The 13,459-nt window shown below is 63.4% G+C and carries 14 protein-coding genes; 3 read left to right on the forward strand and 11 right to left on the reverse strand.

Annotated elements, in window-relative coordinates; genetic code table 11:
* Positions 1 to 8: 8 nt before the first annotated feature.
* The 10 genes from GNH96_RS12435 to gspE form a co-directional block, all read right to left on the reverse strand.
* Positions 9 to 698 carry a hypothetical protein gene (locus tag GNH96_RS12435; protein ID WP_169603971.1) on the reverse strand — a complete coding sequence of 230 codons (690 nt, stop codon included), beginning with the start codon at positions 696 to 698 and terminating at the stop codon, positions 9 to 11.
* The gene (gene gspM / locus GNH96_RS12440) at positions 695 to 1,306 is read right to left on the reverse strand and encodes a type II secretion system protein GspM (RefSeq protein ID WP_169603972.1); all 612 of its coding nucleotides are present in this window, start codon (positions 1,304 to 1,306) and stop codon (positions 695 to 697) included. The genes GNH96_RS12435 and gspM overlap by 4 nt, the downstream gene beginning before the upstream one ends.
* Positions 1,257 to 2,375, reverse strand: coding sequence for a PilN domain-containing protein (locus tag GNH96_RS12445; protein WP_169603973.1), 1,119 nt, complete (start codon positions 2,373 to 2,375; stop codon positions 1,257 to 1,259). Before GNH96_RS12445 ends, gspM begins: the two co-directional genes overlap by 50 nt.
* Before the next feature lie 44 nt (positions 2,376 to 2,419).
* Positions 2,420 to 3,322: a type II secretion system minor pseudopilin gene (locus tag GNH96_RS12450; RefSeq protein WP_169603974.1), complete on the reverse strand. Its 903-nt coding sequence runs from the start codon at positions 3,320 to 3,322 to the stop codon at positions 2,420 to 2,422.
* 266 nt (positions 3,323 to 3,588) lie between these two features.
* Complete coding sequence (locus tag GNH96_RS12455; RefSeq protein WP_169603975.1) at positions 3,589 to 4,191, reverse strand: prepilin-type N-terminal cleavage/methylation domain-containing protein; 603 nt, start codon at positions 4,189 to 4,191, stop codon at positions 3,589 to 3,591.
* A 2-nt stretch (positions 4,192 to 4,193) separates the two neighbouring features.
* Positions 4,194 to 4,694 (reverse strand): type IV pilus modification PilV family protein, encoded by a 501-nt coding sequence (locus tag GNH96_RS12460; RefSeq protein ID WP_169603976.1) that lies wholly within the window; start codon positions 4,692 to 4,694, stop codon positions 4,194 to 4,196.
* Positions 4,669 to 5,124: a GspH/FimT family pseudopilin gene (locus tag GNH96_RS12465; RefSeq protein ID WP_169603977.1), complete on the reverse strand. Its 456-nt coding sequence runs from the start codon at positions 5,122 to 5,124 to the stop codon at positions 4,669 to 4,671. Before GNH96_RS12465 ends, GNH96_RS12460 begins: the two co-directional genes overlap by 26 nt.
* Positions 5,125 to 5,137: 13 nt before the next feature.
* Positions 5,138 to 5,572 (reverse strand): type II secretion system major pseudopilin GspG, encoded by a 435-nt coding sequence (gspG, locus tag GNH96_RS12470; protein ID WP_169603978.1) that lies wholly within the window; start codon positions 5,570 to 5,572, stop codon positions 5,138 to 5,140.
* A gap of 39 nt (positions 5,573 to 5,611) precedes the next feature.
* Positions 5,612 to 6,829, reverse strand: coding sequence for a type II secretion system F family protein (locus GNH96_RS12475; protein ID WP_169603979.1), 1,218 nt, complete (start codon positions 6,827 to 6,829; stop codon positions 5,612 to 5,614).
* Positions 6,830 to 6,888: 59 nt separating this feature from the next.
* Entirely contained in the window at positions 6,889 to 8,646 is a 1,758-nt protein-coding gene (gene gspE / locus GNH96_RS12480; RefSeq protein ID WP_169603980.1) for a type II secretion system ATPase GspE, read from the reverse strand.
* Between the two features lie 341 nt (positions 8,647 to 8,987).
* Between gspE and hisC the strand changes: the two genes are divergently transcribed.
* Positions 8,988 to 10,061 carry a histidinol-phosphate transaminase gene (gene hisC / locus GNH96_RS12485; protein WP_169603981.1) on the forward strand — a complete coding sequence of 358 codons (1,074 nt, stop codon included), beginning with the start codon at positions 8,988 to 8,990 and terminating at the stop codon, positions 10,059 to 10,061.
* Here hisC and GNH96_RS12490 read toward each other — a convergent pair.
* A complete protein-coding gene (locus GNH96_RS12490) occupies positions 10,058 to 10,738 on the reverse strand; it encodes a TVP38/TMEM64 family protein (RefSeq protein ID WP_169603982.1) in 681 nt (226 codons plus the stop codon). The two genes, hisC and GNH96_RS12490, sit on opposite strands and share 4 nt — an antisense overlap.
* 229 nt (positions 10,739 to 10,967) lie before the next feature.
* Between GNH96_RS12490 and GNH96_RS12495 the strand changes: the two genes are divergently transcribed.
* Positions 10,968 to 11,750 carry a sulfite exporter TauE/SafE family protein gene (locus GNH96_RS12495; protein ID WP_169603983.1) on the forward strand — a complete coding sequence of 261 codons (783 nt, stop codon included), beginning with the start codon at positions 10,968 to 10,970 and terminating at the stop codon, positions 11,748 to 11,750.
* A gap of 114 nt (positions 11,751 to 11,864) precedes the next feature.
* Positions 11,865 to 13,439 (forward strand): glucan biosynthesis protein, encoded by a 1,575-nt coding sequence (locus tag GNH96_RS12500; RefSeq protein WP_169603984.1) that lies wholly within the window; start codon positions 11,865 to 11,867, stop codon positions 13,437 to 13,439.
* Positions 13,440 to 13,459 lie beyond the last annotated feature (20 nt).

Raw genomic sequence — 13,459 nt, forward strand, 5'->3', positions numbered from 1 at the left:
TGAACGGGTTACTCATCGCTTTGGTCCTCTGAATCCTCGGCGCTGTCGCTTTCGGTATCCTCATCGGGTTCGGCCAACTCACCCTCTTCTTCATCCAGCGTATCGGCATCCGGCGGCTGGAGGCCGGCGGGCGGCTTCTTTCCGGGCTTGGCTTCCGCGGCCGGCGGCGGCGATCCACCCGCCGCGACTTTCGGCTTGACCTTCAAGAGGGGGAGTTCCTTGGTCTCCCCGTCCTGCTGCATGACCACGCCATCCGTCTTCAGCTCCTTGAGGACCCAGCCGCCGACGACGCCACCCTGCTTGACCCGCTTGTACTTGCCCTTCGGATCGACCAGCAAGGCGGTTTTTCCGGTCGGCGAAAAAATTATCCCCATCAGCTTGAGGTCCAGCGGAGTGCGGCTGACCGGCGGCGGCGGCTCCTCGACGATCTCCGGCGGCGGTCTGCGCCCTTCCACGAACAGGGGCCGTTCGACCATTTCTTCGAACTCGCCGAGATCGGGAAATTCGAAAAGGCCGATTTCCGGCTTCTCGGCATTGTCTTTATCCACCGTCTTCGACACCTGTGGAATGTGGTGCAGCCGGTCCACGCTGAACCACTCAGCCACGAGCAGCAGCGCCAGCGCTGCGCAGACTCCCGCGAGCAGCAGCGACAGCCTGAGATCGGGGCTCAGTTTCCCCATGTCCACTTTTATGTTCATGGCGCCTTCTGCGACATATAGCCGACCACATCGAAGTCGATGCTCAGCTTGTCCGGCGCCACCGCCTGTTTCTGGCCGGGCCGGGGGGGAACGCGGATCGGGCGGAGATTGAGGTTTTCCACGAACAGCACCGGCTGCTCCGATTCGATGTCGTACAGCACTTGGCGCAGCACTTCGGTGCTGCCGTTCAAACGCACCTTCACCGCGATGCGGGTGAACTGGTCCTCCTTGCGCTCGGGGATCACCTGGGTGCTGATCAGCTCGCCTCCCGCGGATGTCACGGTATCCTTGATGCGCGACTGCAGGTCCGCCGCAGCCAGAGCAGCCGTGGCCTGGGAAAACAGGTTCTTCGCCTGTTCGCCTTCATTGCGGATTTCTTCCAGGCGGCTCTCCCAATACGCTCTTTCGGCCGCCACCGTCTGAAAGCGCTTCAGCCGGAACAGCAGGCTTTCGATCGATTCGTCATATCTGGAGGACAACGCCCACAGCGGCGCCATGATCAAGCCGTACAAGGCCAGGACAGTCAGCGCCAGCAAACCCAGGGCCGCAGCCCTGGATTTACTGACCTGGATTTTCAGGTTGAGCAGGCGCTTCAGAAAACCTCCCATTGACCGCATCCGACGCAATCTGGAACCGCTCCAGGCCATTCGATACATCCTTGGTGACGGGCGACACGAAACTGGTGTTCTTGAACTCCTCGGACGTCTCCATGCGGGCGATCAGGCTGGATGCCGACGGCGACTGCCCCTGGACCACGAGATGGCCGTCCTTGTACTGGAGGCCGTTCAGCCAAGTGTCGTCCGGCATCACCTTGCTCAGCTCGTTGAGGACGTCCAGCACGATCGGGTCCTTGCGTTTTTTCTGCGCCAGATACCCCATCTCGTGCGCCATCTGCTCGGCCTCCTGCCGCAGAGCCTCCACTTCCTTGGCGGCCTTCCCCGCCTTTCGCACCTCGGCCTCGAGCTGCTCGACCCACTGGCTCTTTTTCCAGACCGGTACGATCAGGAGTGCCAGCAGCAACCCCACGGCCAAACCGGCGAGACCGAAATTGAGCCAACGGTTCCAGCGGCTTTTTTTCATGAGGAACCGTTCGGGCAACAACTGGTGCGACCGCTTGTAGGGATCCTCGCTCACGTCCACGTAGTCCGGCTGCCAGCCGGATGCGATCATCGACTCCAGCATCAAATCCAGCCGGTCTTTCGGCACCACGGCGAGATCGACCCGGATCTGCCCCGCCGCCTTGAGCCGTTCGATCACTCGTGCGCCGAAATACACCTGGTCGGGTTTGAACGGCGTGAGGCGGTCGAGTTCGAATGCGATGACCTGCTGCAGGTTCTCTTCCGTTGCCAGCGGCAGCTTGACCACCCGCGTCATGCACTGATCGGGCAGAAGCCGGAAAACCATCCGGACTTCGGCCAACTCGGGCTCGGCCTCCAGCAGCCGGCGCCAGGCTTCGCGGCCCGCCTCGTCCAGCGTGAACGAGCCGAGCCGGCGCTCGCTGCCCGCGGTCCGGTGAACCGCCTCCAGCATGTCCGCCCGCCAGGTCAGGAATATCCAGGAGGTCCGCCCTCCCAAGAGGCGCCGGAGACGCTCCGGAACCAGGAAGGCCAGTTCGCTCCCCCACCATCGCAGGAAAGCCTGGACATCCAGGTCTATCGGTTTGCTGAAATCCACCATGGGTTGAAAATGTCAGTTTCCGTGGCCGCTGGAACGGTTCCGCATCAAGACCCGGCGATGGCGGAAAAGCCGCCGGAAAGTTCATGTAAACGCGGGATTTTCCAATTTAATACGGAAAACGGCAAATCCCGCGCATTCTGCTGGCGCATCAGCACAGCCTCCACGGCCGCTTTGTCGCCGTCGGGAAGCACCGCTTCGACCCATACGCTGTAGGCGGTATCGCCGCCGGTCGTCAGTTTGATCGGACTGTTGGCGCGATTGGCCGGAATCGGCGGCTGAGCGTTTCCGATGGCGGCGCCGCGCTGGGCGATATAGTCGGCAACCGCGGCTTCGTCGCCCTTGAACACGATCCGCAGCATCTCCGGACCGGCCTTGGCTGGATTGATGCCGTCGCGCCCGGTGTACACCGTGATCAGCGGCTCGATGCGCTGATAAACTGCCGGGGCCAATCCCAGCACTTCCATCAGTTCGTCGGCAACCTGGAACGGCCGGTTGCGTGGCCCTGTTTTCCCCATGGCCTGATACTCGTTGCGCTCGGCGCCGCTGGGCCGTTTGAGGTCATCGGGATCGCGCCAGTCCACGATGGCATCCGACAGGCGCTGAGCCAAATCCTCGTCACCCGTGACCTGCAGGAACAGTTCCCTAAGCGCGGCATCCGACGCCATATTCATGTCCAGCTTGCCCGCCTCATCCAGGACGCGGATCATCAGGCGGCCTGTGCCCAGCGTTAGGGGATAAGGCGTGCCATCGGTCTTCCAGCGCTTGGCCGGGTCTCTTTCGACCAGCATGGGCATGGCGTAGTAGATCCCGCCTTCGGCCAGCGCACGCGCCTGGGCCGTGCCGCGGACGCTGCTGACCAGTTCCGATTCGCGGCGCAAGGTGAGGGAAAAGCTTCCGGCCATGATCGTCATGAGCGCCAGCATCCACAGGACCAGGACGAGCGCCATGCCTTTCTGGCTAGGGGCCCGCGCCGTCACCGTCCACGCCGGGGAGAATCCGGTCCCTTTCCGGGAACGAGCGAAAAAAAGCGGAGTGGCCGGCAGCAAGGGGGTGCATGAGGGGGAAACCGGCCACTCCGTCAAGGGAGAGAGATGAAGACGCATGAACAAGCTACCTTCATATGGCTGGGAACCTTCAGCCACGGACAAGAGTAAACCATGGTTTTGTATCAGGAGTGTGTTCGCGTGGTAGCGGATTGGTATCCCAGCCGCGTTCACCGCGCCATGTCGAGACGGGGCGCTACCATCAGCGGCGGCCAAGGATCCTCGCCTTCCGGCTTGATCGCGAGGCGGACCATCCGCGGCATGGCCAGTTCGTTCCATTCCTCAACCCAGGCCAGGTCGCCGGTACGTTCATTCTGTCCCAGATAGGACAGGCGGAACTGCTCCACCCCCTCCAGGACGAGAACGTCGTCAATGGGCGTGACCGGGTCCTGGGGACTGTTGGTCAATGGCAGGACGGCGACCCGCAGGTCCATGCCTTCCTCCCGCTGCGCCAGATACAGCCGGAACCGATGGAGACCGCCCCGCACGTAAGCCGGCAAGGTGGACACGAAACTCAGGGTCTGCGGACCGCCGCGAAACGCCAGGACCATCCGGTTCATTTCGCCGGGTTCGCGGATCGGAAACGCCGATGTCAGACGGGCGCGAAGAAACTCCTGCACCACCAGGGCGCGGCTGGCCCGCTCTACCGAAACCTCCCCCTTTTCCCAGGAAGCGGCCGCCATCCGCAGGCTCGCCGTCAGAATCAGCGACATCACCGCCAGCAGGCTGGTGGCGATCAGCACCTCGATCAAGGTAAAACCGCGGGGCGCCATGATTACATGCGTTGCCCGAATGCGCCGACAGGGGGGCGACCGGGGCCGAGACCCGGATTCTCGTTGGACAACCGCAGGGTGCTCAAGGTGACTTCCCGCGGCTCCTCGCCCTCCCCCCAGACAACGCTGGCATCCACGGCGAACAGTTTGAGGCCGGCCAGCGGAGAGCCCGTGGGAGGCGCGTTATTGGGCCCCGTCGGCTGTTCGAAGACGGGGATGGGCAAGGGCGCGATCCGTAGAATCCAGCGGAACTCTTCGCCGAAACGGCCTTCGGTCACGCCGGGTGCCAGCGGCATTTCCACGCCGACGTCGTCGAGCACCGACTCCGCGGCGATCACGGCGCGGGAATATTCCTCGGCGATCCGGGCCGAACGGGTCGCACCGCCGAAAACCCGCATCAGCACGCCCAGCGCGATGGCCATGATGGAAAAAGCCACCAGCATCTCGAGCAGCGAGAAGCCGGACTGGGACCGGAATTCAGGAATCGTCCGCTTCTTCCGCACTGGAGGATATCCTGCCCGTGAGCCAATTGACGTCGATCAGCCGTTTCCGGCCGGCGGCCTCCAGGGTCACCCGTCCCCCGGTCGAGGAACCGTCGGGGAAAAAGCGAATACTGCCGACCCCTTCGCCCTCGACTTCGCCCGAGGCAGTAAAAAGCTTCAAAGCCACCGCTGACGGCAGGCCGAAAGCCTTGGGCCGGGTGCTCACCTGGTAACGGTGTCCGGCCACGTCAAGGGTGAACCGCACCTCTTGGCGCCTGCTCAAGGCCTGGCCGCGGGCGAACCGGAGTCCAGAGGCCACGTCGCGGGCGGCGGAACTGAGCCGGGCGGCTTCGATAGCCGGCATCACGTTGGGGACGGCGACGGCCAGGAGGATGGTACCGATGCCGAGCACCAGCAGCATTTCCAACAAGGTGAAGCCATGGCCGCGCATCCCTTGGCGCACCTTACTCCCAGCCGAGAATATCGGCGTCTTCGCCTTCGCCGCCCTCGGCATTGTCCTGGCCGAGCGACCACAGGTCGAACTTGCCATGCTGTCCCGGCGCGACGTAATGGAACGGGTTGTTCCACGGGTCCAGCGGAACCTTCTTCTTCCGCAGATACGGCCCATTCCAGACCCGCGCCGTGCTGGGCTGCTCGATGAGGGCGTTCAGCCCTTCCTCAGTAGTGGGATAACGGCCCACATCCAGTTTGTACATATCCAGCGACGATGCCAGCTCCTCGATCTGCAGGCGTGCGGTCTTGGACTTGGACTCGCCCAGGTGCTTCATGACCTGCGGACCGACCAGGCCGGCCAAAAGACCGATGATCGCCAATACGACCAGCAGTTCGATCAGGGTAAAGCCGCTGCTGCCGCTGCGGAAAGAACGCATATGTTTCATAGGAAAACCTCAACCAAGGGAAAGGGAAGTGGTGGGAAATCAAAAAGCCAGATCGTTGACGCTCACGATGGCCATCAGGATGGAAACGATAATGCCGCCGATCATGATGCCGAGCCCAACGATCAACGCCGGCTCCAGCAACGCGAGAATGCGCTGAACCGTGATCTTGATCTCCTTGTCGTATGTGACCGCGACTCGTTCCAGCATCTCGGTCAGATGCCCGGACTCCTCGCCGAGTTTGATCATCTGCAGCGCCAAAGTCGGAAACACGCCGGCATCGCTCAGGGGGCCGGACAAGGCCCCGCCTTCCTTCAGATTGTCCATGGCGGTATCGACCCGTTCCGCCACCGCCCTGTTCCCGAGCGTCTCCTTGACGATGGAAAGACCGCCGAGCAGGGGTACACCGTTTCCGAGCAGGGTTGCCAGGGTCCGGGCGAAATTGGCCACCTCGACCTTGCGCACCAGATCGCCGAACAAGGGCCAGCCGAGAAAACGCCGGTCCCACACCAGCCGGCGCGAGGGCTCGGCGAGTTCGTAGCGTCCCCAGCCCACCAGCACCAACACCGCGCCCAGGAGCGCCCACCAGTAACTCTTGAGGATATTGGCCACGCCGACCACGATCTGGGTCGGTACCGGCAGCTCCTTGCCCGCGGTCTCGAACATCTCCTCGAACTGTGGCACCACGAAGGTGAGCAGCAGCAGCAGCGAGCCGACGGACATGATCAACAGGATCGCGGGGTAGATCATCGCAGTGGAAACCGTGTCCCTCAGCTCCTTGGAACGCTCGAGATAGTCCGTCAACCGCTCCAGCACGTCCTCCAGCGCGCCGCCAGCCTCTCCCGCCCGGATCAGGTTCAGGTAGAAGCGCGAGAACACGCCCTCCTGCCGCTCCAGCGCGGCCGAGAGCTGCGAGCCACCCTTCACCAGCTCGATCACGCGCCCGATCATGCTGTTGAGCGCGACGTTTTCCCGGGTCAGGTCTTCCAGCACGAACAGGGCCCGGTCCAGTGGCAGGCCGGCCTGCAACAGCGTCAGCAGCTCCCGGGTGAAGATGCCGATGTCCTTCTGCGAAATCCTGTTGCGGCGCCGCGACAGGCTGAGCCAGGCAAACGGGCGGGCACCGGCCGGCGCCACCCGGATCGGAATCAACCCTTCGCCCTGGAGCGCCAGGACCAGGCTCATCTCGTCGGAAGCTTCCCGCTCCGACTCCACCGTTTCGCCGTCACGGTTCACGGCCTTGTAAAAATATAGCGGCACGGAGTTACCCCGGGATCACATCGGAGCGGCGGCGGGCGATTCGGAAATCATCGCCGCCTTTAGGAGTCCGAGGTCACGCGCAGGACCTCTTCCACCGTGGTAAGCCCCATCAACGCCTTGCGGATACCGTCTTCATACATGGTATGCATGCCCTCGCGCAAGGCGACTTCCTCGATCTGCCGGGCTTGGGCATGGCTCATGACCAGCCGCCGCACCTCGTCGGACATGACCAGGAACTCGAGGATCGCGAGCCGTCCGCGGAAACCGGTGCCGCCGCAATGTTCGCAGCCGACCGGCCGGTACAGCACCACCTCCCCGTCGCGCTGGAACCGCCGCAGCCCCATTTCCTCGGCGACCTCTTCCAGCGCCGGATACGGCTCGCGGCAATGCTGGCACAGCCGCCGCACCAGGCGCTGGCCGAGAATGCCATTCACGGTCGAAGTGATGAGATAGTCCTCCAGCCCCATGTCCATGAGCCGGGTGACGCCGCCGGCGGCGTCGTTGGTATGCAGGGTGGACAGCACCATGTGGCCGGTCAGCGCCGACTGTACGGCGATGCGGGCCGTCTCCAGGTCTCGCATTTCGCCGATCATGATCACGTCCGGGTCCTGCCGCATGATGGAGCGCAGGGCACTCGCGAAGCTCAGCCCGATCTGGGGCTTGACCTGGATCTGGTTGACGCCCTCCAGCTGGTATTCGACCGGATCTTCGACGGTGATGATCTTGCGTGAGGGCGTGTTGATCTTATGGAGCGCGGTGTACAGGGTGGTGCTCTTGCCCGAGCCGGTCGGACCCGTGATCAGGATGATGCCATGGGGCAGCTCCAGTATCTCGAGGAACCGCCTGAGTACCGCACCCTCGAACCCTAGGGTGCCAAAGTCGAACGTGATGCTTTCCTTATGCAGGAGTCGGATCACCACGCTTTCGCCGTACATCGTGGGCACGGTGGAAACGCGAAGATCCAGCTCCTTGCCCTGCACCTGCAGCTTGATCCGGCCGTCCTGCGGCAGGCGCCGCTCGGCGATGTTGAGCTTGGCCATGATCTTGATGCGCGAGATCACCGCGGCGGTCGAACGCACCGGCGGCGCCTCCACGTCGCGCAATACGCCGTCGATGCGAAACCGCACCTTGAGCTGCTGCTCGAAAGGCTCGACATGGATATCCGAGGCCCGCGACTCCACTGCCCGCTGCATGATCAGGTTCACCATGCGGATCACCGGCGCTTCGCTGGCGAGGTCCTTCAGATGCTCGACATCGGCCTCATCGGCATCCTCGTCGCCACCCAGGTTTTCGACGATCTGCCCCATCACCGAGCGCCCCGAGCCGATTTGCTGCTCCAGCGCGCGGTCGATCTCGGAAGCCAGGCCGACGACGGGATGGACCGGCTGGCCGAAGGCCAGGCCGAGCGCATGAATCAGTTCGGCATCGAAGGGATCTTCCACCGCCACCACGAAGCCGTCTTCCCTGGCCGCGACGCCGACGGCATGGCGATCCTTGAGGAAACGGGCTGCGACACCTTCCGGTAACGGCGACACATCGGGATAGTCGGCCGGCCCGACCAAGGGAAGGCCACTGGCCTCGGCCAGAGTCTCGGCCACGTCGCGCTCCGACACCACGCCCAGCTTGACCAGCAAGGCGGGGAGGCGCATGTCGTCGGCCTGCGCCGAGAGCCGCCTTGCCCTTGCCAGGTCCATTTCACGGACCTTGCCGCGGCGAAGCAGGGCGGCGGCGAACATGGCGTAGCCATCCCCATCCTGCGCCCAATCGACGGACGCGGCCGGTGCCGCCTCGGTCTTTCTCAATACTGCTTCGGTCATGGATGGGGATGGCGGAAGATAGTCAATGCTTGCAGCCGGGGTCCGGCACGGAGAGGGATTATGCTACAGATCACGAGACGGTTCTTGAGGAGGGCTTGCTACGAATGCGCCGGGCGGCCCTTCGCATCTTTTCAGCCTTGGAGAGGTTACCTTTCCACGAGCGGGGGATCAATGTCAAGCCGCCCCGCCCCTCGCGGCAGGAATCGAGAGGCTTGCTGCGCCCCATCCCCCTTTATTCATGAATCGCAGGGAGGTCCGTAGGGCGATCGCCGAGCCGCCAAAATGGACCTCGCGGCTGCCGTCGGCTATCTTTTACGCTTCCGCTATGTTTCGAGAAGTCTATGAATCCCTATTGGAGTGCGCTGGTCCGGGACCTGAGGCCCTATGTGCCCGGCGAACAGCCCAAGCTCAGCAATCTCGTCAAACTGAACACCAACGAGAATCCGTATCCACCCTCGCCCAAGGTCCTGGAGGCCATACGCGCCGAACTCGGAGCCTCCCTCAGGCTTTACCCCGATCCGAATGCCGAAACACTCAAACGGGCCATCGCCCAGTACCAGGGCATCGGCACCGACCAGGTCTTCGTGGGAAACGGATCGGACGAAGTTCTGGCGCACGCGTTTCAGGCGTTGCTGAAACACCCGCTGCCCATCCTGTTTCCCGATATCACCTACAGCTTCTATCCCGTCTATTGCGGTCTGTATGACATCGCCTACACCTGCGTGCCGCTGACCGACAGCTATGAGATCCGGGTCGAGGACTATATGCGGCCCAACGGCGGCATCGTGTTCCCCAATCCCAATGCGCCGACGGGGCGCCTGCTGCCCCTGGCGGACATCGAAACGCTGCTGGGTCGGAACCGGGATTCGGTCGTCATCGTGGACGAGGCTTACATCGACTTCGGCGGTGACTCGGCGGCGGCGCTGGTCAACCAGTTTCCCAATCTGCTGGTCATCCAGACGTTGTCGAAATCCAGGTCCCTGGCCGGCCTGCGGGTCGGTTTCGCGTTCGGACACGAAGGATTGATCGAAGCCCTGGAGCGGGTGAAAGGCAGCTTCAATTCCTATCCGCTCGATCGCCTGGCAATCGCGGGGGGCGTCGCGGCCTTCGAAGACCGGGACCACTTCGAATGGTCGCGGCAAGCCATCATGTGGACACGGCAATGGGTCGCTCAGGCGCTTGCCGATCTGGGCTTCGAAGTTCTGCCGTCGGCCGCCAATTTCGTCTTCGCCCGCCACCCCTCCCACGATGCCGGCGAACTCGCAGCAGCCTTGCGTGAAAGGCACATCATCGTCCGCCATTTCAGGCTGCCGCGGATCGATCAGTTCCTCCGCGTCACCATCGGCACGGAAGAGGAATGCCAAATCCTGCTGGACGCGTTGAGCGAACTCGTGGCGGGGAAAGCAGCCGCTTAGGCGGCGTGCTGCTTGCCGGCCTGGGCGACGAGGCGGTTCCAGGCCAGAGTCAAAACGAGGAGAGCGGTTGCTGCGACGGCAAGATATTGACCGACCTCGACGAAATCGGTCTGCACCATGCCGGCGCCGACCAAGGTCGCCGCCATGCCTTGGGGAAGAAAACCCAGTCCAGTGCCGATCCAGAAATCGCGGTGCCCGATCGCGCTGATGCCGAGCAGAATGTCGTTGTAGAGCCCCGCGACCGGGATCTGCCGGATCAGCACGACGGACCACCAGCCTTTCCGGCCCTGGACACGGGCAGCCAGAGCATGCAATTTCGGATAGCGCCGCAGCACGAGTTCACGGGCCGACCAGCGCGCGAACAGGAACGTGCCGTACGCGCCAAGCACGGTGCCCAGCTCGCTCCACACCGTTCCCCAGACGACACCGAACAGCAGTCCGCCGAGAACACAGAAGACCAGGCGGGGGAACCCAAAAGCCGTCAGCAGCGCGGAAACCAGGACGAATACGGGCGGCGCCAGCGGCCCGATCCCGTCGAACCAGGACCGCGCATCTCTCAGGTAAGCCAGCCAAACCTCGAGCGGCGCGGCAAAAAGCAGGGGAATCGCCCCCGCGATCGCCAGCAGCGTCATACCGGCGATCCGCAGCCGCGCGGATGTGCGTGTTGCTTTGTCCATGTGTCCAAGTGCTTGTTTACTAGCGCTTAGTTTCCAGCAAAACCGGCTCAAAAGATAGTCTTGGCGATAGGACTCGTACGTCGCCTCCCACGGTTCCGTCTTGGCCACCGGAATCTGGGGGACGTTCCGGAACAGGCATATTCCAATTGATTATAACTGTATAACATAAAAATCCTGCCTAACATATCGATGGTCCTATAGACTCCACCTCTTTTGCCCGGAGAGGGTCATGACTACTGCATATGCAATGTCTGGACTGCTGGTGGGGTTCCTGGTCGGCTTGACCGGTGTCGGCGGCGGCTCGCTGATGACCCCCTTGCTGGTTTTCATGTTCGGATTCGCCCCCAAGACGGCGGTGGGGACCGATCTGCTGTTCGCTGCGATTACCAAGGGCGGCGGCGTCCTCGTCCACCACCGTTCCCACCGGTCGGTCGAATGGAAGGTCGTCTTCCAATTGGCAGTGGGCAGCATCCCAGCGGCGCTGGCCGTCATCTACCTGTTGGAAACCGTATTCAAGAAGGACGAGGCGGTGACCGCGATCATTACGACGACGCTGGGCATCGCCCTGATCTTTACCGGCCTGTCCCTGCTGCTGCGCAAGCGGCTCTCGCAGAAATCACCGGTCCAGCGCCTGACCCATGCCGAGCGTTTCGGACGCTGGCAAGGCATGCTGACCGTGCTGGTCGGCCTCGTTCTCGGCGTGCTGGTCACCCTATCCTCGGTCGGCGCGGGTGCCCTGGGCACCGTCGCGCTGCTGTTCCTGTACCCGCGACTGGCGACGGTCCGCATCGTGGGCACCGACCTGGCGCACGCGATCCCGCTGACCGCCGTGGCTGGCCTGGGCCATCTGCACATGGGCAATGTCGATTTCACCCTGCTCGGCAGCCTCCTGGTGGGCTCGCTCCCCGGCATCTATCTGGGCAGCCACCTGAGCGCCAGGATTCCGGAATGGGTGCTGCGGCCGGCACTCGCCACGCTCCTGTTGCTGATCGGCTGCAAGTTCGTGCTGTGACCGTCCCCTCTTGAGTACTGCTGGCGCGGCCTTAGAATAGGCGCCGCTCCGGCGTAGGGTCTTCGCGCCCGGCCGTCTCCATGACAAACGATCCTTGCAGGACAATTCGATCCCATGAGTCTCAGCCGCCGCAATTTCCTCCAGCTCGCCATCGCGATGAACGCACTTTCACTGCTCAAAGCGGGCACAGCGCACGCCGAATCCGGACTGAAATTCGGGGCGCCCTCCCCCTTCTCCTTCGAGATACTGAAAGCGCTGGCGCGCGAGCGGGCGGGGCGTGAATATACGCCGCCGCCCCAGCCCGATCCGGAAATCGTCAAGCAGATCGACTACGACGCCCACGGCAAGCTGCAATACCGCAAGGAAGCCGCCCTGTGGGCCGAAAGCGGCGGCTGCTACCCGATCTCGTTCCAACACGTCGGCATGTTCTTCCCCAAGACGGTGACCATGAACGTCGTCGAAAAGGGCGCGGCGAGGGAGATACTGTACGATCCCAAACTCTTCACCATGGGGCCGGATCATGTGGCCAGCAGGTTGCCGGCCGTTCCGTCGGCCTTCGCCGGCTTCTGGCTGCACGAAAGCCGCAAGGAAGCGGACTGGAAGAAGCGCGAACCCTGGGTCACCTTCCTCGGCGCCTCGTATTTCCGGGCCATCGGCGAACTGGGCCAGGTTGGCCTGTCCGCCCGCGGCATCGCGCTGAACCCCGGTACAGCCAGTCCGGAAGAGTTCCCGGATTTCGTCTCGTTCTGGTTCGAAGCCTCGTGCAAGGCCGACGATCCCGTGACCGTCCATGCCCTGCTCGACGGTCCCAGCCTGACCGGTGCCTACCGGTTCTCGCTCAAGCGGACCAAGGGCGTGGTCATGGAAATCGAGGCCGCACTGTTCCTACGCAAGGACATCGAACGCTTGGGCATTGCGCCGCTGACCTCCATGTACTGGTTCTCGGAAACCGCCAAGCCCACCGGGGTCGACTGGCGGCCGGAGGTGCACGATTCCGACGGCCTGGCGCTGTGGACCGGCATCGGCGAGCACATCTGGCGGCCACTCAACAATCCCGCTCATATCATGGTGTCCAGCTTTTCCGACAAATCCCCCAAAGGCTTCGGGCTCGGCCAGCGCGACCGGGTATTCGACCATTACCTGGATGGCGTGCGCTACCACCTGCGGCCCACAGCCTGGGTCGAGCCGCTCGGCGACTGGGGCGAAGGCGCAGTGCAGCTCACCGAAATCCCCACCGACGACGAGATCCACGACAACATCGTAGCGATGTGGGTGCCGCGTGAACCGGCGACGGCAGGCAAGACCTACGACCTGCGCTACCGCATCCACTGGCTGGCGGACGAGCCGTTCCCCAGTCCGCTGGCCCGCTGCGTGGCAACCCGGCTGGGCAACGGCGGTCAGCCCGGCAAGCCGCGCCCCAAGGGCGTGCGCAAGTTCATGGTCGAATTCCTGGGCAAGCCGTTGGCGAAACTGCCCTTCGGCGAGAAGCCCGAGCCGGTCGTCACCGCCTCCCGCGGGGAATTGTCGCGGCTCGAAATCGAAGCCGTGCCGGATGACGTGCCGGGGCATTGGCGCACCCATTTCGACCTGGCGGTGGAAGGGCCCGATCCGGTCGAAATCCGCTGCTATCTGCGCCACAAGGACGAAGTGATGTCCGAAACCTGGCTGTACCAGTATCACCCGTTCTGAACCCGGAACATTGCACGCCG

The organism is Methylococcus geothermalis (assembly GCF_012769535.1).
Lineage (GTDB): Bacteria > Pseudomonadota > Gammaproteobacteria > Methylococcales > Methylococcaceae > Methylococcus > Methylococcus geothermalis.